The following is an 18,525-nucleotide window of genomic DNA, read 5'->3' on the forward strand; positions in this document are numbered from 1 at the left end:
AATGGCCTATCCGCTCAATGTGTTCGGCTGAGATCGGAAATCAACCCGGGGCTCTTTTGACTACTCCAGCAGGTAAGAAAAAAGCCCCGAGGAAACCCTCGAGGCTCTTCACAGTTTTGATGGTGGACCTGACAAGATTCGAACTTGTGACCTCCCGGTTATCAGCCGGACGCTCTAACCAACTGAGCTACAGGTCCATCATGGTGGAGGTTAGGGGGATCGAACCCCTGACCTCAGGCTTGCAAAGCCCGCGCTCTCCCAGCTGAGCTAAACCCCCACGGAGACAGTAATAAACACCCCAGCGGCGACTCGGCTCTCGCTGGGGTGTTTATTGCGAAAGAAAGTGGTGGACCTGACAAGATTCGAACTTGTGACCTCCCGGTTATCAGCCGGACGCTCTAACCAACTGAGCTACAGGTCCATCGCGCAAGGGATATATTAGACGAGTCGTTACGCGCACGTCAACAACTTTTTTGAAAATCTTTGAGAGGGGTGGTCGCCGGGCTGACGAGATGGTTTTGGTTTGCTGCTCGGACAGTCCTGCGCAAGACGAAGGCCACATTAAGTGGCCTTCTTTGCGTGCGGAACTCGCGACAAACCAAAACCATCTCGTCAGCCCGGCGACCATGGGGTCCCAAGGTTTTCAAAAAAGCGGTCGGCGCGCAGGTGCGCCGACCGCCGATATATGGGGTCTGATATTTTCTACCAGCTAGGGCCTCTTACTCGTCTAGGAGATCCTCTGGCATGTCGTTGCCGTCGCCTAGGTCGACTGGGGCCTCTTCGGCGTCGGTTGCGGCCTCGGCGCCTTCGCCTTCGGGCTTCTCCTTGGCGGCCGTCATGCGGGCTACGGCGCAGATGCGGTCGTTGTCGTCGACGGTCATCATCTTGACGCCCTGGGTAGCGCGGCCAGTCTGGCTAATCTCATCGGTCTTGACGCGAATGACCGTCGCGCCCTCCGTCACGATGAACAACTCGTGCTGCGGGCCCACCGTCTTCATGGCCGCGAGGTTGCCCTTACGCTCGGTCATTTGGATGGTGTAGACGCCCTGGCCGCCGCGATTCTGCTCCGGGTAGTCCGCGACCGGCGTGCGCTTGCCGTAGCCGCGCTCGGTGATGACGAATAGATCGCCGTTGCCGTTAGTGACTTCCATGCCCAGAACGCTCACGCCGTCCTTCATACCAATACCGCGAACGCCGCTAGTATCGCGGCCGGTGGCGCGCACCTGCTCCTCGGAGAACATGATCGCCTTGCCCGCGGTGGTGGCCAGGATAATCTTGTCGCCCTCGCGCACGCGGCGCACGTTCAGCAGCGCGTCGTCGTCACGCAGGTTGATAGCGATCAGGCCGTCGCGGCGGCTGCGGTCATATGCGCTCATTACGGTCTTCTTGACCATGCCGCTCTTGGTGGCAAACATCAGGTACTCGTCGGCAGGGAACTCGCGGCAGCTGATGACGCTCGCGATCTTCTCGCCCTCCTCGAAGGGCAGCAGGTTGACGATTGCGGTACCGCGCGCCTGGCGCGTACCCACCGGCAGCTCGTGCACCTTCAGGCGATAGACCTTGCCCTTGCTCGAGAAGAACAGCACGTACTCGTGCGTGGACGCGATGAACATCTCGTCGATGACATCGTCCTCTTTGAGGTTGACGCCCGAGACGCCCTTGCCGCCGCGCTTCTGGGCGCGGTAGGCGGCCACCGGGATGCGCTTGACATAGCCGGTGTGGGTGATGGTCACGACCATGTCCTCGTCGGCAATGAGGTCCTCGACGTCCAGGTCCTTCTCGACATGGCTGATCTCGGTGCGGCGCTTATCGCCGAACTTCTTGGAGATCTCGCGCATCTCTTCCTTAATGACGCCCAGGATCTTCTCCTCGTGCGCCAGCAGGTCCTCGTAGTAGGCGATGGCGCGGCGCAGGCCGTCCAGCTCTTCCTGAATCTTGTCGCGCTCCAGGCCGGTCAGGCGGCGCAGCTTCATCTCGAGGATGGCCGTGGTCTGCTCGGGCGTAAAGCCAAAGCGCTCGATCAGGCGGCTGCTGGCCTCGGAGTCGGTCTGCGAGGAGCGGATAATGCTGATGACCTCGTCAATATGATCGAGAGCCATCAGGTAGCCCTCGAGGATATGCGCGCGGGCCTGGGCCTTCTTAAGGTCGAAGCGGGTGCGGCGGGTGACGACGTCGACCTGGTGGTCGATGTAGTGCTGCAGCATCTCGCGCAGGCTCAGGCATTTGGGAACGCCGTTGACGAGCGCCAGGTTGTTGGCGCCAAAGGTCGTCTGCAGCGAGGTGTACTTATACAGGTTGTTGAGCACGACCTGCGGAATGACGCCCTTCTTGAGCTCGATGACCAGACGGATGCCCTTCTGGTTGGACTCATCGCGCATATCCGAGATGCCCTCGATGCGCTTGTCGTTGACGAGCTGGGCGATCTTCTCCTGCAGGGTGCCCTTGTTGACCATGTAGGGAATCTCGGTAAAGACCAAGCGGCTGCGGCCGGTCTTGGTGGACTCCACGTGGGCCTTGGCGCGCACGGTAATGGAGCCGCGGCCGGTCTCGTAGCTCTGCTTAATGCCGGCGCTGCCCATGATGATGGCGCCGGTGGGGAAGTCCGGACCGGGCATGATCTGCATGAGCTCGTCGACAGTGGCGTCGGGATTATCGATCAGGTAGCAGGTTGCCTCGATCGCCTCGGTGAGGTTATGCGGGGCGATATTGGTGGCCATGCCGACGGCGATGCCCTGGCTGCCGTTGACCAGCAGGTTGGGGAAGCGCGCAGGCAGCGCCTGAGGCTCGGCGAGCGATTCGTCGTAGTTGGGCTGCCAGTCGACGGTATCCTTCTGCAGGTCACGCAGCAGCTCCATGGCGGGCTTTGCCAGGCGGCTCTCGGTGTAACGCATGGCAGCGGCGCCGTCGCCGTCGATGTTGCCGAAGTTGCCGTGGCCGTCGATGAGCGGCGTGCGCATGGAGAACCACTGCGCCAGGCGAACCATTGCCTCGTAGACCGCGGAGTCACCATGCGGATGGTACTTGCCGATAACTTCGCCGACCGTCCAGGCCGACTTCTTGTGTGGGCGGTTGGGGTAGATGCCGCTCTCGTTCATCGCGTACAGAATGCGGCGGTGAACCGGCTTTAAGCCGTCGCGCACGTCCGGCAGGGCGCGCGCCGTGATGACCGACATCGAATACTCGATGAACGACTGTTTCATCTCACGGCCGAACTCCGAAATCTGGAGCTGGCCGCCATTGATATCCTCGCCGGCCGAGGCGCCACGGTCGACTTCGCCAAAGCTCTCCTCGAGCTCGCCGTCGTCTTCTTCCTCATCATCATCGGCATCGGGGTTATAGGCGTCCGGATCGCCGTCCTCGCCCTGCTCAGCACGGGCAAGCAGGCGCTTCAGATCGTCGGGCATGCCGGCATCGCCGGCCTCGCCCATACCCTCGTTATTGTTGATATCGTCTGCCACGTTACCTCCTCATGGTTTGCGTGGTCCATTAGTTCCCTACCACGGAGACGGATTACCGGGAATGCCGGATAACCCTCCTAGGTTTTCCAGGTGCCCCAGGTTGCCCTGAAGGATGAGGGCGCACGCCTTGCGTGCGGCGCCCGAAATCCTGAAGGGCAAGATGGGGTGCCTGGGAAAGCTAGGCGTCTAGGAAGCGTGCGTCATGCGCGTGCTTCTCGATGTACTCGCGGCGATAGCCGACCTCGGAACCCATCAGCTCGCGCACGGCGCGGTCTGCCACCACGGCATCCTCGATCGACACGCGCTGCAGGATGCGGGTCTTGGGATCCATCGTCGTCGAGGCGAGCTGCTTGGGGTCCATCTCGCCCAGACCCTTGTAGCGCTGGACGGTATAGCCCTTGCGCTTTTTGGTGATCTTGCCGTCCTTGGCCTTGCCGTCCTCGTCGTTATCGTCGGGGTTCAGGCCCAGACTCTGGATGGTGTCGCGCAGGATCTCGTCTTCGGGCTGGCGGCCGTTGGGATACACGTAGTGGATCTTGTTGCGCACCTTAATGCCAAAGATGGGCGGGCAGGCAACATAGACGTAGCCGGCATCGATCAGCGGACGCATGTACTTGTAGAAGAATGTCAGCAGCAAGATGCGGATATGCGCACCGTCGACGTCTGCATCGGTCATGATGATGATCTTGTGGTAACGCGCCTTGGTGATATCGAAGTCGCCGCCGTCGCCGGCGCTCGTCGTAACGCCGCAGCCGATCGCGGTAATCAGCGACTGGATGGTGTCGCTCGAGAACGCGCGATGGTCACCAACGCGTTCGACGTTCAAAATCTTGCCGCGCAGGGGCAGAATCGCCTGGATGTCTCGGCGACGGCCGTCCTTGGCCGAACCGCCTGCCGAGTCGCCCTCTACGATAAAGAGCTCGGTCAGCTCGGCATCGCGCACCGAGCAGTCAGCGAGCTTACCGGGCAGGGACGCCGTCTCGAGCAGGCTCTTGCGGCGGGTCGCCTCGCGCGCCTTGCGGGCGGCGTTGCGCGCTTTGCAGGCCTGTTGCGCCTTCTTGACGATCTCACGAGCGGGCTTGGGATGCTCCTCGAGGTAATCGGTAAGGCCGTCGGTCACGATCTTGAGCGTGAGCGCGCGCATATAGGAGCTGCCGAGCTTGGCCTTGGTCTGGCCCTCAAACTGCGGATCGGGCAGCTTGACCGAGATAACGGCCGAAAGGCCCTCGCGCACGTCGTCGCCGGTCAGGTTGGCGTCTTTTTCCTTGAGCAGGTTCTGCTTGCGCGCGTAATCGTTGATCACACGGGTGAGCGCGGTGCGGAAGCCCTCAAGGTGCATGCCGCCCTCGGGAGTGTAGATGTCGTTGGCAAACGACATGACGTTCTCGCCGTAGCCGCTATTCCACTGCAGGGAAACCTCGACCTCGCCCATCTTGGCCACAGGCGCGTCCGGGTCCGACTTGCCCTCGATGTAGATGGGCTCCTTAAAGGCCTCGGGGACGTCCTTGCCCTCGTTGAGGAACTTGACGAAGTCGATGATGCCACCCTCGTAGCAAAACTCCTCCACGTGGGGAGTCGCCTCGCGCTCGTCGGTCAGCACGATTTTGAGGTTCTTATTGAGGAACGCTGTCTCCTGCAGACGGTTGTGCAGCGTATCGAAATCGTAGATGCAGGTCTCGAAGATCTCGTCGTCGGGCCAGAAGGTGACGGTGGTGCCCGTCGAATCCGAGGTGCCTACGACCTCCATCTTCTTGACGGTCTTGCCGCGCGAGAACTCCATCTCGTAGGTGTTGCCATCGCGACGAACCTGAACGACCACGCGCTTGGACAGTGCGTTGACGACGGAGATGCCCACGCCGTGCAGGCCGCCCGAGACCTTATAGGCCGAGTTATCGAACTTACCGCCGGCGTGCAGGATCGTCATGACGACCTCGAGCGTCGGGATCTTTTTAACAGGGTGCTCGTCGACGGGGATGCCGCGCCCGTCGTCGACGACCGTGATGGAGTTGTCGGCGTGGACCGTCACCTGGATCTCGGTGCAGAAACCGGCCATGGCCTCGTCGACGGAGTTGTCAACGATCTCCCACACCAGGTGATGCAGACCGCTGGCGCTCGTCGAGCCGATATACATGCCCGGGCGCTTACGAACGGCCTCGAGACCTTCGAGAATCTTAATCTCGCCGCCATCGTAATCGTTTTCGTTTGCCACACGTCCTCCTTCAGTCAAGAAAATGTGTACAGCCTTACTAGTCTATCGTAAAAAAATACCCTCGGGAACGAGGGTATTTGGCTCTACAAGGCCGCCAGATGCGATTTAAGGCTCTTTTTTGCTTTGCACGCCCTTGGCCCACTCGGCACTGGCTCTCATGGCGTTCTCGAGGGCCTCGCGCAGTTTTTGGTCTTCGATGGGCGCCACTTGGCGCTCGATCTCGGTACGCTCGGCCTCACTTAGGTCGGCGTGCGGGGCCGGCGATCGCTCGGTCGTCGCCGGGCGCAGGCGCTCCTTGGCGGCGGGCGGCGTGTGACCGGGCGCGGTGGTTTTGAACACCAGGCCGTCCACATGCGCACCGGCGCGCTCCATGCGCGCGCGGATGATCTCGCGCAACAACGTCATTTCCTGCGTCCACGAGGGCGAGTCGAGATACACCAGCAGCTCATTGGACTCGGGCAGGTAGCGCAGTCCCGTCACATGCCGCCCCTCGCGCGTGCCCGAGCACACCGCGTTCCATGCGCGATAGACCGTGCGCGACTCCTCGGCGGCCTCCATCTGCGCACGGCGCTCAGGGGTCGCAGCCGCCAGGATGCGCTGGCGCTCTGCGTTCAAAAACCCGCTGAAGGCGACCGTTTCGCTCTCGCGCTCGTAATTAGCACGTCTCACCCATGCTCACCACCTTGGCTCGATCAAGCAGGTCATCGGTAAAGTACCCCAGGTTGGTCGTAGTTATGACCGTCTGGATATCATCGCCGATCAGCCGCAGGAAAGCGCCGCGACGTTCGCCGTCGAGCTCGCTCATCACGTCGTCCAGAAGCAGCAGTGGGGCGGTGCCCAGGACATCGCGAGCCACGGCAACCTCGGCCACCTTCCAGGACAGCACCAGCGTGCGCTGCTGTCCTTGGCTGGCAAATGAACGGGCGGAGCGACCCGCCACGGTGAACTCGATCTCGTCGCGATGCGGTCCCACCAACGTCACGCCGCGGCGAATTTCCTCGTCGGCATGCTCGTCAAGGGCGGCCAGCATGCGCTCGTACGCCCAGCCCTTCAGCTCTTCGCGATCCTCGACCTGGGGCAAATCCCCCAGCGTGGACGCATAGGTCACGTTGGCGGTCTCACCTGACGCCACTTGCCCGTAGGCAGTGTGCACATGGCCCGCCAGCCGGTCGAGCAGGGCCAACCGGTGCACGAGCAGGGCCGAGCCCGCGCGGGCAATCGAATCGTTCCACGCGCCGAGCATCTCGCGGCAGCACCAGGTCTCCTTGAGCAAGGCGTTACGCTGGGTCACGCAGCGCCCATAGGTGCTCGCAAGATCGGCATAGCGTGCGCTCAGCTGCATGCCAAAGTCATCGAGGGCGGCTCGGCGCACACTGGCGCCTCGCTTAACCATGTCCAGATGGTCGGGGCAAAACAGCACGCTCGGCAGAACCCCGCGCACACCGGCGGCAGAGCATCTCTTGCCGTTGCGGCTAAACGAGCGCTTACCGTCCTCCGCGCTCAATCCCATATCAAGCACGCGGCCGTCGCCCTCGATCCTCAGCTCGACCTTGCACGAGCCCACGCCGTCATGGACGAGCTCGGCTGCGGTCGGATGCCTAAACGAGGCGCCGCTCGTCAGCAGCTGCAGCGCCTCTATGAGATTGGTCTTTCCCGCCGCGTTGGGTCCCGCAAGTATCGTCACGCCCTCGTCCAGGGCAAGGTGATAGCTATCGAAGCTGCGGTAGTGCGCGACGGAAAGATCGCGGGCGAACATGGTCATGGCGCAGCGCTAGATGCGGACCGGCATGACCAGGTACAGGTAGTTGATCTTGTCGTAGGACTTGAAGATGCCCGCCTGCGAGTAGCTCTTGAGCTCCAGCGTGATCTCCTTCTCCTTGGACAGGGCATTGAGGCAGCCGAAGATGTAGTGGTAGTTGAAGGCGATGGTACCCGACTCGCCCTCGGCCTCGACATCGATCGTCTCCTGCGCAAGGTCCTGGTCATTGGAAATGGAGGACAGGCCCATCTGCCCGTTCTCGACATCGATCTCGAACTTGACGGCGGGGTTGGCGCTCGCGATAACGGCCACGCGCTTGAGGGCGGCGTTAAAGGCGGCGACGTCGATCTTGACGCTCGTCACGCACGAATCGGGGATGAGCTGCTTGTAGTTGGGGTACACGCCCTCGATGCGACGCGACACGTAGGTGGTGTTGCCGGCCTCGAAGACGACCTGGGTGTCGGTAGCCCCGATCATGATGGTCGCTTGGCTGGCCATGATGTTCAGCGCGTCGTTAAAGGCGTCAGCCGGAACGTTGAGCTCAAAGGAGCCCTCGAGGGTCGAGGTCTCGACCTGCGTATCGCACACGGCCAAGCGGAAGGAATCGGTCGCTACCAGGCGTACGGTGTTGTTCTCGACCTTCATGTGCACGCCGCCCAGGATGGGGCGAGCCTTGTCGGTCGAGGTGACGCGCCACACGCGGCCGACCATTTCGGACAAGACATCGGTCGGCAGCTCCACGGCACTCTCGATGGCATAGGCCGGAAACTCGGGGAAGTCATTGGCATCGAGCGTGTTCAGGCGGAAAGAGCTCTTCTCGCAACCAATCAGCACCTGGCGCTCGGACAGCTCAAAGGTAACCGGGGCATCGGGGAGGGTCTTGGTGATATTGGAGAGCATCTTACAGGGAATAACCATCTCGCCCTCTTCTTCGACATGCGCCGCGATGCGATGACGGATCGAGATGGTGTAGTTAGAGGTCTGGAATTCCAAGATGCCGTCTTGGGCCTTAACGAGCACGCCCGACAGGATGGGGAGGGTGGATGCCGAAGCGACACCCTTCATAACGACGCCGATGGCTTGTGTAAGCGAGCTCTGGCTGACGGTGAACTTCATCTTTTAATACCTTTCTATAGATATAAATATCTTAATAATAGTAATAGCACTGACGAAACTGTTGATTACTCCCAAAGACGCAGGTCAGACCCAGAAAGAGAATCGACAGCAACCTGTGTGCAACAGGGGTGGTTTTCCACGTTCAAAACCTGCGCAAAACTTTTCATCACCGCGGGTTGGGTTTTAGACACCTTATGCCCGTGGTTTCGACAAGTTTTCAACAGGTGTCTCTATTTCCCTACGAGCGCAGTGTAATTTTATCGCGCAGCGACTTGAGGTCTTCGGTGACGGTGCGGTCTTCCTGGATCATCTTCTGGACCTTTTTGTAGCTCGTACTGACGGTCGAGTGGTTGCGGTTGCCAAATTCGGCGCCCACCGCCGTGGTCGTCATCTCGCACATCTCGATGGCCAGGTAGATAGCGATATGGCGTGCTTTGGCGATATTGGCGTTGCGACGCGGGCCGATGAGCTCCTCGTGCGTCACGCCGTACTGCTCTTCGATGACGGACTGAACCGTCTGGACGTTGATCTTTTTGGCCGATGTGTCGAAGTACTGGCTGGCGATGGCGTCGATATCGTCAAAGGTGAGCTCCCCGCCCTCGCGCTCGCGGTCGCCCGCCTCGCCGGCGCAGCGCTCGCAAAAGCTCTCGAGTTCGCGGATGTTGGTGCCCGAGACCTCGGCCATGTGTTTAAAGTGCTCGTCGGTCAGGTGCCCGCTGTCGCCCCCATAGGCCGCCAGCAGCGAGTCGTCGCCTGCCTCGGGAGCGGCGACGATGGTGTTCTCGTAATAGCGCTGCAAGATCTTGTATTTCATCTCGTAGCTGGGCTCTGCGACCAGGCAGAGCATGCCGGCGTTGAAGCGGCTGGTCAGACGCTCGTCCATGCTCAGGTCCTTGGGGGCGCGGTCTGCCGCGATGACGACCTTCTTGTTGTTGCGGATGAACTCGTCCATGAGCTGGAAAAAGTAGTCCACGCTCGCGCGCTTGCCGATGATGTTTTGGATGTCATCGATGATGAGCACGTCCACGCCGTGGTATGCCTGCATGATAGGGGCGTTGCTCTTCTTTTGGCGGTCGAACTCGGTCATCAGGTCGTCCAGATATGCCTGGGAGTTGGCATACTTGACCTTGATCTCGGGCGACTTCTCGGCGAGCTCGTTTTTGATGGCAAGCAGCAGGTGCGTCTTGCCCAGGCCCGATTTGCCGTAGATGAACAGTGATGTGCACGTGCCGCGCTCGTCCGCGAGGGCGGCAAACTTGAGTGCCGAGCGATAGGCATGGCTGTTCTCGGGGCCGTAGACAAAGTTCTCAAAGGTAAATTTTGAGTTCGCGGCGAGTGGGGCTCCATCCGTATTCTGCTCGGCCGGCACGGTCGGTGCTGGCATGGGTGAAGCGGGGGTCGCGGCTTGCGTGGACTTAGTCGGCGCTCCGCCCTTCATCTGGTTCATCATGCGACGAAAATCATCGGCCGAGAGCGTGTTCTTGATTGCAATGCCCGAATCCGCGCCCGCCGCTGCGTCGTGAGCGATAGGCATGTGCGTGACGGGTGCGTTCGTTGACGTCGCCGCCGCGGTCGGCAACGGTGCCATGGTTTCACGGGAAACATCGCTGTGCTGGTGCTCGATTGCCGGCACGTCGCCTGCGGAGGCCGCCACCGCCGGGGAAGCAGCGGGAGCCGTGGCGGGCGCCGTCGCGGTAGCGGATTCCGTCGCGCCGCCTTGCGGTGCCACGATGTTGAGCGCGATCGGTGCAAAGGCGATTTCTTCCAGATAGGCCTCAATGGTCGGCTGATGCTTTTTGAGCTGCGCGATGGCAAAGCGCGAGGGGGCCTCGATCGTGAGCGTATCTTCGGTCAGGCTTATGGCGCGCGATTGTCCCAGCATGTTGATGAGGCGTGCATCTTGGCCGTCGCGCTGGCAAAAGGCGATGGCATCCCCCAGGATGATGCTTGCTTCCTCGTCCACTATCTCTCCCGTTCTTTAGCTCTGAGCTCGCACGCGAGCGGCGCCGAGTTCGGTCAGATGGTATTTCTGGCCATGCTTGATGACCAAGCCGGCCTGCGCCAAGTCATTGAGCGTGCGTGACCAAGTGGGGGCCGAGTTTCCAAACGCCCTCGCCAGATCGGTAGCACCGCACGCTTGATTTTGCGCCAGATAGCCCAGCGCGGCGTTGCCGCGATCGCTTACGAACACGTCCGGTTGTGGCTGCGCATACTGATTTGCTGCATTAGGATACATCATTTGAGCTGCTGGTTGTTGAGAACTCTGCATCGGCGGCATTTGCTGTTGAAAACTTTGAGGCCACTGTTGGTAAGGCTGCGGAGGCATCTGCTGGGCCCAGGGGTTGTACTGCTGCTGCGGCATCTGCTGGTACGGCTGCTGGTATCCCTGCTGGTACTGCTGCGGGAACTGCTGGCCATTCCCCAGTGGCGGCATCTGCTGATATGGATATCCCTGCTGGTACGGCTGATAGCCCATTTGCTGGCCGCCCGGTGCCCCCGTCGCCTGCTGCATTGCTGCTGCATCCTGATCCGCCAGCGGCATGGCCTCTGGCACGTTTGGCGGCATCGACATCGATGCCGCCTGGGGCTCTTGTACAGGAAGCATTCCGGGCTGCTGCATCTGTCCCATGCGGGGCTGCATCTGCTGCGTTGCCATGGGCTGCTGCGCAAAAGCTCCCGGCAGGGGATATGTGGGCTGCTCCGTCTCGGGCCGCACGGCAGCGCCGCGTCCGCCGGCGCGTTCGATTTCCTGCACGCGTTTAGGGTTCAGGCTTACCGTAACCACGGTGCCGTTGCCCATGTTGTCCTCGATGGATACGGCACCGCCGGCGTTTTCCAAATACTCCTGCACCATGGGAAACCCTGCTCCGGTTCCACGGATGTAGCGCTTCATCTTGCTGTTTGCGCTGGTAACGCCAAAGTCGAAAGCGCGCTCCTTGTCGTCGATGCCGGGCCCCTGATCGGCAAATCGGATGGTGTCTCCGCCGTCCAGAATCGAGATGATGGGCTCGGCAAAGTGTGCGTGGATAAAGTTTTCGACAATCTCGCGGATGACCATGAGCGAGATGTGGCCACCTTGCTCTTTCATGCACTGGTAGACGGTGTTGGTCGTCTCTTCCAAATACGTGCGGACGTCTTGCGGCTCAATGACGATCACACGCGGTGTCGACAGCATGTCGTCATAGACGGCGATGCGCGCGGCGTACATGGCTTTTGGCGCCTGCGTGGTCGTCTGCTCGCCTTCCTCACGCTCTTCGCGCACGCCGGTGATGTGCTCGTTGTCGGGTGCCGGGTCTCCGGAATCGACCATGGTGTAAAAGTCGTCAGACATGCCGCTCGCAATCTTTCAAAAGGTTTCGAACAAATAGTAGCTCACCGTGCAATGTTTCTCATCTTTCGACAACTTTTCAAAACCTGTTGAAAACTCTGGAAAACGGACGAAAAGTTCTCAACATTGCCAACATGACCTGTTGAAAACTCGATGAAATATCGTGAAAAGTTGCCATGCACCGCTAAATCGAGCTCGGCTTATGGGGGAACCGTGTGAACTGCGCAACCTTTTACCTTTGATTTCTTGACATTTGAACATTGATTTCCCTACAATCTTCAAGCTCACGTGTCTATATCTGCGTCCGCGCCCCCGCGGACACTCGAAATGCAGCAGGAGGAACTTAAGATGAAGCGTACGTATCAGCCTAATAAGCGTAAGCGTGCCAAGACCCATGGCTTCCGTGCCCGTATGGCCACTAAGGGTGGTCGTGCCGTGCTCGCCCGTCGTCGCGCCAAGGGCCGCAAGCGTCTCACTGTCTAGCAGCGATACACACATCTCGCATGAAGACTATTAAGTCTCGGCAAGATTTCGAGCATGTGTTCAGTCAGGGGCGTCGTTTCAATCACCCTCTGATTCGAATGACCATATGTGAATCGGTTGGCGAAGGCGACTCCGGAAGGGTCGCCTTCGTTGGTGCTAAACGGCTCGGTTGTGCTGTCGTGCGCAACCGTTCTAAGCGTGTGATGCGCGAGGCCGCCCGCAGCTGTGGATTTCCCGTTGCGGGTTATGACATCATCTTGTTCGCAACTCCCAAGACGAGGGTTTCTTCGCCTCAGGAGATGGACAATGCATTGCGTTCGCTTATGAAACGCGCCGGCGTTGCCGGGGAGGAGCGATGAGCAATCACGTTTTGCGACGTGTTGCCATCGCTCCTATTCGCATATATCAACAGGTTATTTCGCCCTTATTGCCTGACGCCTGCATTTATTACCCAACGTGCTCGCAATACGCCATCCAGGCGATTGAGAAGTACGGTGTTTTGAGAGGCTGCTGGCTTGCCGTGAGGCGCATCGCTCGCTGCAATCCCCTGCACGTCGGCGGTTATGACCCTGTGCCCTAGCGGGCACTCGCTATCGGAGGAAAACTTACATGTGGGATTGGATCGTTAACATCCTTTTCGAGCTGCTCAAGCTCATCCAGACCTTTGCGGTCGACTGGGGCCTGTCCATCATTATCCTGGTGGTCATCATCCGTCTGCTGCTGACGCCGCTTATGCTCAAGTCGACCAAGTCGACGGCTCGCATGCAGGTGCTGCAGCCCAAGATGCTCGAGATCCAGGAGCGCTATGCCGACGATCCCCAGCGTCAGGCCGAGGAGATGCAGAAGTTCTACAGCGAGAACAAGTTCAACCCCATGGCTGGTTGTCTGCCGCTGTTGATCCAGATGCCTGTCCTGTTCGCCTTGTTTACGTTGCTGCGCAACCTGCCTGACTACTTTAACGACGGCACGTTCTCGTTCTTTAATATTCTGCCCGACCTGACCACCACGCCGAGTGCCTCCTTTGCCGATGGCTTTATGGTCGCGCTGCCTGCGCTGGTCTGCCTGATCCTGTTCGCTGTCCTGACCCTTATTCCGCAGCTCTATATGTCGCGCAACCAGACCGGCCAGCAGGCTCAGAGCATGCGTATGATGGCCGTTGTCATGACGGTCATGATGCTTTGGATGGGCTGGAGCCTTCCCGTTGGTGTTCTGCTGTACTACGACGTCTCGTCTGCTTGGCAGGTTATCCAGCAGATTTTTGTGACGCAGAAGGTCATCGACAAGGCGAAGGCCGATGAGGAGGAGCGTCTTAAGAACGCGCCGCTGCAGGTTGAGGTCACTCGTCGCGAGAAGAAGCCGCGCCCGCACAAGAAGAAGTAGCGGGATATCAATCTAATTTAGGTACCTAACTTTTGGAGTACGTTATGTCTGAAGAGATCATCGAGGATATGCTTGAGGAGGTTGCCCCGCAGGTCGCGGGCGATTATCCCGAGATTGCACAGCGCTATAAGGCCGGTGAAGAGCTGACCGACGAGGAGCTCGACACCATTGCCGATGTCGCGATTTCCATCCTGCGTTCCATCCTTTCGCACTTCGATGCTGCCAGCTCTCCTATCGATGAGTATGAGGGCGACGAGGGCGAGCTGATTTTGGATGTAACGGCTCCCGACCTTGCTGTTCTCATTGGCCGTCATGGTCGCACCCTTGATGCCCTTCAGGTTATGTTCTCATTGCTGGTGAGCCGCAAGCTCGGCTTTAGGTATCCGGTTGTAGTGGACGTTGAGGGATACAAGAGCCGCCGTCAGGACAAGGTTGCATCCATGGCTCAGTCTGCTGCCGAGCGTGCCATCCGCACTCATAAGAGTGTTTCGCTTCCGCCCATGAATGCCTACGAGCGCCGACTGGTTCACATTGCACTTCGTGGCAATGATGCCGTCGATACTCATTCTGAGGGTTCTGACCCTGATCGCCATGTGGTGATTGTTGCTCGATAATCTACTCGAGCTTATGCTAAGGGGACGTGGTTTCCACGTCCCCTTTTTTTGTCAAAAGTTCTCGATACACTGATTTTTGTCAGAAAGGAGCTTTCGTTGTTAGTACTTACTGATCAGCAAGCTGACGAGATGTTGACTCGTCTAACTTCCTATTGCAAAGAGTATTCCTTAAGCGTATCTGATGTTGAGCTGAGGAAATGTATTCAGCATTTGGATTTGGTTCTGGAAACAAATAAGACAACCAATCTTACCCGCATTCTTAATGTAGAAGATGCTGCGGTACTTCATATCCTCGACTCTCTTGTTTTGCTCCCCTATATCAATATGGCTCCTGAGGGAGCTTTGCTCGATATGGGGACAGGTGCGGGCTTCCCTGGTATTCCGTTAACCATAACCACGCATCGTAAAGCTACTTATATTGACTCTGTTGGTAAGAAGGTTGATGCCGTCAATTCTTTTGTTCATGCTCTTGGATTGAAATATGCTCATGCGATTCATGATCGTCTTGAAGAATATGCTCGAAGCCATAAGAAGCAGTTCTCTGTCGTAACCGCCCGCGCACTGGCTCCTCTACCGATTCTTGTTGAGTATGCAGCTCCGTTCCTCAAGGATGGAGGGCTATTTGTTATCACCAAGGGCAATCCTTCGGATGAGGAGCTTGCTTCCGGCATGTCAGCAGCTAAGATTTGCGGCTTCACTTTGCTTCTGAATGTCGCAATCGATTTGCCTGAGGGCTTGGGCCACAGGGAGTTTATTGTATTTCAGAAGAGTCATCCAGCATCCGTTTCATTGCCTCGTGCAAATGGCATGGCAAAGAAGAATCCGCTTGCCTAGATGTTTCACGTGAAACATAATGGATACTAACAACTTGCAGTGTTTCACGTGAAACATGGCGGTTGATATCGAATCGGAATGTTTCACGTGAAACATCCTCCGTTTGACAGCTTTAATACACACCAGGAGGGACCGTGGGATTTCGCGACGTTAAGCGTTCTAAGAACGCAAAAGACACGCGTATCATTGCAATCATCAATCAAAAAGGCGGCGTCGGTAAGTCAACGACGGCTGTAAACCTTGCAGCAGCACTGGGTGAGCAGGGTCGTAAGACACTGATTGTCGATTTTGATCCGCAGGGAAACAGTACCAGTGGATTTGGAATTGAAAAAGAAGACCTTGATCACTGCATCTATGATGCATTGTTGAATGATGTGCCGGCAGAATCGCTTGTTCTTGATACAAATTGCAAAAAGGTATTCGTAATTCCAGCTACGATTCAGCTTGCAGGTGCCGAAATTGAGCTCGTAAGCGCAATTGCTCGTGAAACCCGCCTCAAAGATTTGCTTGAGCCGATTCAGGACGAGTTCGATTTTATTTTCATTGACTGTCCTCCTTCGCTCGGCCTGCTTACTATCAATGCCTTGACCGCAGCAGATAGCGTTTTGATTCCAATCCAGTGTGAGTATTACGCACTCGAGGGCGTTACGAAGCTGCTTGAGTCAATGAAGATGGTCAAATCACGTCTGAACAAGGGCTTAGACACCTATGGCGTGCTTATGACCATGTATGACTCGCGTACTTCTTTGTCGAATCAGGTTGTTGAGGAAGTTCAATCGTACTTTGGTGATAAGGCGTTTAAGACGCTGATTCCCCGTACGGTTAAAATCTCTGAAGCTCCGTCTTTTGGAGAACCGGTAATTACCTATGCACCTCAAAACAAGGGTGCAAAAGCGTATATGAACCTTGCAAAAGAGGTGATCAAGCGTGCCTAGTGCAAAGAAACGTGGCGGATTGGGGCGTGGACTCAATGCTTTGGTCTCTGAGGCCGAGTATGAGACCGGTGGTTCGTCTGCATCTGCTTCAAATGCCGTATCTGAAACAAAACTACCTATTGAGGATATCGTTCCCAACCCTAATCAACCGCGAATTCACTTTAATGAAACTGAACTTCGCGAGTTGAGCGAGTCAATCCAAGAACATGGCGTTTTGCAGCCGCTCTTGGTTCGCAAGCATGGAAACGGCTATGAGATCATCGCTGGCGAGCGTCGTTACCAGGCGTCAAGGCTTGCAGGTCTTGAGGAACTGCCTGTCATCATTAAAGATGTTAATGATGAAGAGATGCTGGCTCTTGCTCTTATCGAAAACCTTCAGCGTTCTGATCTGAATCCCGTCGAAGAGGCTAAGGGCTATCGCCAGCTCATCAATGCTAGCGGTATGACCCAGGAGGCATTGTCGAAGGCCGTAAGCAAGTCGCGCTCTGCAATTACAAACTCGCTGCGCCTTCTCGATCTCCCCGAAGTAGTTCAGCAGATGATTTTTGAGGGTAGACTTACTGCTGGTCACGCACGTGCGATTCTTGCAGTTCCCTATGAGGATGCTCGAATTCGACTTGCAGAGAAGGTTGTTGCGGAGGGCCTTTCCGTAAGAGCGACAGAAAATCTTGCTCCATTGTTTTCTGCCGGAGAGACACCTAAGACGCCGCGGCCTGCAACGCCTCAGTCTTTTAAAAAGGCTGCGCGTGTGCTTCGTCAGGTATTTAATACCAACGTTCGTGTGAAGAGCTCGCGTGGAAAGAATAAGATTGAGATTGAGTTTAAAGACGAGGAAGAGCTCTCTCGTATTCTTGGTGAAATGATTCAGTTTGATCAAGGAGGCCAAGATGAGGAATAAGATTTTTACTGCGATTGCATTGGCGACGACTGTCGCGGCTGGTGCCTTTGCTGGCTATAAGATCGCGACAGACGATGAACTTCGAGGTCGTTTGCTTCGTGGTGCGCAAGATATTGTCGATACTTCCAAGAAGAAAATGGATGTTATGACAGAAGATGTTGCCATGCGCACTGCTCAGGTAACAAAAAATCCTAAGATTAATCAAGGTTGGGTTAGCAACCAATGGGAAAATGTAGGCTATTAGGTACCTAACAATTACCCTGCATATTTTGAGCGGCCCTTGTCTGATTCATGAGACAAGGGCTGCTTATTTTGTCCGTAAACAATGGGGAAGCTAGCAGCGGTCCAAAATTGAGGTCAATAAATGAAACGGCCCCTGTTGCATATCCTGCAACAGGGGCCGTCCGATGTTTCACATGAAACGTTTTGGAGTGCGACTCCCCTATGCGCTCTTCTGAACTTTGAAGCGCTGTTTCAGCTGTCCGCAAGCGGCGTCAATATCGTTACCACGGGAGTTACGAATCGTGGTCTCGATGCCACGGGACTCAAGACGACGCTGAAGATCCTCAACCTTATGAATCGGCGACGGCTTGAGCGGGCTGCCCTCGATGTCGTTAAGTTGAATCAGGTTAACGTGGCACAGCGTTCCCTCGCAGAAGTCGCAGAGTGCCTGCATCTCGGGATTCGTATCGTTGACGCCTTCGATCATGGCATACTCATAGGTCGGGCGGCGGCCAGTCTTCTCGGTGTAGAGCTGAAGCGCTTCGTGAAGGCGAAGCAGCGTGTATTTCTTAACACCGGGCATGAGCTTATTGCGCGTCGACTGGATGGCGGAATGCAGGGAAACGGCAAGAGTGAACTGCTCGGGGATATCGGCAAATTTGCGAATACCGGGAATAACGCCGCTGGTAGAGACGGTGAGGTGACGAGCGCCGATACCGATACCATCGGGGTCGTTGAGGATACGCAATGCCTTGAGAACCTCGTCGTAGTTGGCAAACGGCTCGCCCTGGCCCATGAAGACAACGCTTGTGGCACGCTCGCCAAAGTCGTTGGATACATGAAGCACCTGGTCGACGATCTCTTGAGCGGTCAGAGAGCGCTTGAGGCCGTTGAGACCGGTAGCGCAAAAGGCGCAGCCCATGCCGCAGCCTGCCTGGGTTGAAACGCAGACGGAAAGTTTGTTACGACGGGGCATGCCGACAGTCTCGACGGAAATGCCATCGTGGTACTCGAGCAGATACTTGCGCGAGCCATCTTTGGAAACCTGCTTGGTGAGTTCAGTCGGCGTATCAAAGGCAAAAGCCTCTTTAAGCTGCTCACGGAAAGCCTTGGGAAGGTTGGTCATATCGTCAAACGAACAAACGTTCTTCTCAAAGACCCATTCGATGAGCTGCTTCGCGCGGAAGGCGGGCTGGCCAAGTTCGGCCACGAGCTCGCGAATATCGTTTTGGCTCAAGTCGCGAATGTCCTGAGATTTAGTCCTGGGATTCATGGAAGCCTTTCGATTT

17 protein-coding genes and 3 tRNA genes are annotated in these 18,525 nt (G+C 57.3%); 9 read left to right on the forward strand and 11 right to left on the reverse strand.

Translation table 11 applies throughout. The features are described 5' to 3' along the window. Positions 1–120: 120 nt before the first annotated feature. From DW171_RS07430 to DW171_RS07475, 10 genes are all read right to left on the reverse strand, one after another. Positions 121–197, reverse strand: a tRNA-Ile gene (locus DW171_RS07430). Positions 198–201: 4 nt separating this feature from the next. After that, positions 202–277 (reverse strand) — tRNA-Ala (locus DW171_RS07435). 67 nt (positions 278–344) lie between these two features. Further along, positions 345–421 (reverse strand) — tRNA-Ile (locus DW171_RS07440). A 298-nt stretch (positions 422–719) separates the two neighbouring features. Then, entirely contained in the window at positions 720–3,458 is a 2,739-nt protein-coding gene (gene gyrA, locus DW171_RS07445) for a DNA gyrase subunit A (RefSeq protein WP_369832469.1), read from the reverse strand. Positions 3,459–3,636: 178 nt separating this feature from the next. Then, the gene (gene gyrB / locus DW171_RS07450) at positions 3,637–5,667 is read right to left on the reverse strand and encodes a DNA topoisomerase (ATP-hydrolyzing) subunit B (RefSeq protein WP_118270861.1); all 2,031 of its coding nucleotides are present in this window, start codon (positions 5,665–5,667) and stop codon (positions 3,637–3,639) included. A gap of 105 nt (positions 5,668–5,772) precedes the next feature. Further along, positions 5,773–6,336, reverse strand: a complete 564-nt coding sequence (locus tag DW171_RS07455) for a DciA family protein (protein WP_117634713.1) — start codon at positions 6,334–6,336, stop codon at positions 5,773–5,775. Beyond that, positions 6,323–7,429: a DNA replication/repair protein RecF gene (locus tag DW171_RS07460; protein ID WP_118270862.1), complete on the reverse strand. Its 1,107-nt coding sequence runs from the start codon at positions 7,427–7,429 to the stop codon at positions 6,323–6,325. The genes DW171_RS07455 and DW171_RS07460 overlap by 14 nt, the downstream gene beginning before the upstream one ends. A gap of 9 nt (positions 7,430–7,438) precedes the next feature. After that, entirely contained in the window at positions 7,439–8,542 is a 1,104-nt protein-coding gene (gene dnaN, locus DW171_RS07465) for a DNA polymerase III subunit beta (RefSeq protein ID WP_099432409.1), read from the reverse strand. Between the two features lie 238 nt (positions 8,543–8,780). After that, the gene (locus DW171_RS07470; protein WP_118270863.1) at positions 8,781–10,505 is read right to left on the reverse strand and encodes a DnaA ATPase domain-containing protein; all 1,725 of its coding nucleotides are present in this window, start codon (positions 10,503–10,505) and stop codon (positions 8,781–8,783) included. Between the two features lie 15 nt (positions 10,506–10,520). Then, positions 10,521–11,873 carry an ATP-binding protein gene (locus tag DW171_RS07475; RefSeq protein ID WP_118270864.1) on the reverse strand — a complete coding sequence of 451 codons (1,353 nt, stop codon included), beginning with the start codon at positions 11,871–11,873 and terminating at the stop codon, positions 10,521–10,523. Between the two features lie 345 nt (positions 11,874–12,218). Here DW171_RS07475 and rpmH point away from each other — a divergent pair, with 345 nt between their 5' ends. The 9 genes from rpmH (at position 12,219) to DW171_RS07520 (ending at position 17,258) form a co-directional block, all read left to right on the forward strand. Then, complete coding sequence (gene rpmH / locus DW171_RS07480) at positions 12,219–12,353, forward strand: 50S ribosomal protein L34 (RefSeq protein WP_019127408.1); 135 nt, start codon at positions 12,219–12,221, stop codon at positions 12,351–12,353. A 20-nt stretch (positions 12,354–12,373) separates the two neighbouring features. Continuing rightward, positions 12,374–12,712, forward strand: a complete 339-nt coding sequence (rnpA, locus tag DW171_RS07485; RefSeq protein ID WP_082435526.1) for a ribonuclease P protein component — start codon at positions 12,374–12,376, stop codon at positions 12,710–12,712. Next, positions 12,709–12,933 (forward strand): membrane protein insertion efficiency factor YidD, encoded by a 225-nt coding sequence (gene yidD / locus DW171_RS07490; protein ID WP_117584026.1) that lies wholly within the window; start codon positions 12,709–12,711, stop codon positions 12,931–12,933. Before rnpA ends, yidD begins: the two co-directional genes overlap by 4 nt. Before the next feature lie 29 nt (positions 12,934–12,962). After that, positions 12,963–13,733 carry a YidC/Oxa1 family membrane protein insertase gene (locus DW171_RS07495; protein ID WP_055251326.1) on the forward strand — a complete coding sequence of 257 codons (771 nt, stop codon included), beginning with the start codon at positions 12,963–12,965 and terminating at the stop codon, positions 13,731–13,733. 44 nt (positions 13,734–13,777) lie between these two features. Then, positions 13,778–14,347 carry a R3H domain-containing nucleic acid-binding protein gene (locus DW171_RS07500; protein ID WP_118270865.1) on the forward strand — a complete coding sequence of 190 codons (570 nt, stop codon included), beginning with the start codon at positions 13,778–13,780 and terminating at the stop codon, positions 14,345–14,347. A 96-nt stretch (positions 14,348–14,443) separates the two neighbouring features. Further along, positions 14,444–15,181 carry a 16S rRNA (guanine(527)-N(7))-methyltransferase RsmG gene (gene rsmG / locus DW171_RS07505; protein WP_233539135.1) on the forward strand — a complete coding sequence of 246 codons (738 nt, stop codon included), beginning with the start codon at positions 14,444–14,446 and terminating at the stop codon, positions 15,179–15,181. Positions 15,182–15,315: 134 nt separating this feature from the next. Beyond that, entirely contained in the window at positions 15,316–16,116 is an 801-nt protein-coding gene (locus DW171_RS07510) for a ParA family protein (protein ID WP_055251322.1), read from the forward strand. Continuing rightward, positions 16,109–17,014, forward strand: coding sequence for a ParB/RepB/Spo0J family partition protein (locus DW171_RS07515; protein ID WP_199586908.1), 906 nt, complete (start codon positions 16,109–16,111; stop codon positions 17,012–17,014). Before DW171_RS07510 ends, DW171_RS07515 begins: the two co-directional genes overlap by 8 nt. Beyond that, positions 17,004–17,258, forward strand: coding sequence for a hypothetical protein (locus DW171_RS07520; RefSeq protein ID WP_099432405.1), 255 nt, complete (start codon positions 17,004–17,006; stop codon positions 17,256–17,258). Before DW171_RS07515 ends, DW171_RS07520 begins: the two co-directional genes overlap by 11 nt. 198 nt (positions 17,259–17,456) lie before the next feature. Here DW171_RS07520 and rlmN read toward each other — a convergent pair whose 3' ends face one another. Next, entirely contained in the window at positions 17,457–18,509 is a 1,053-nt protein-coding gene (rlmN, locus tag DW171_RS07525) for a 23S rRNA (adenine(2503)-C(2))-methyltransferase RlmN (RefSeq protein ID WP_117564011.1), read from the reverse strand. Positions 18,510–18,525: the final 16 nt, after the last annotated feature.

Origin of the sequence: Collinsella sp. AM15-2 (assembly GCF_003471985.1) — a bacterium.
Taxonomy (GTDB): Bacteria; Actinomycetota; Coriobacteriia; order Coriobacteriales; family Coriobacteriaceae; genus Collinsella.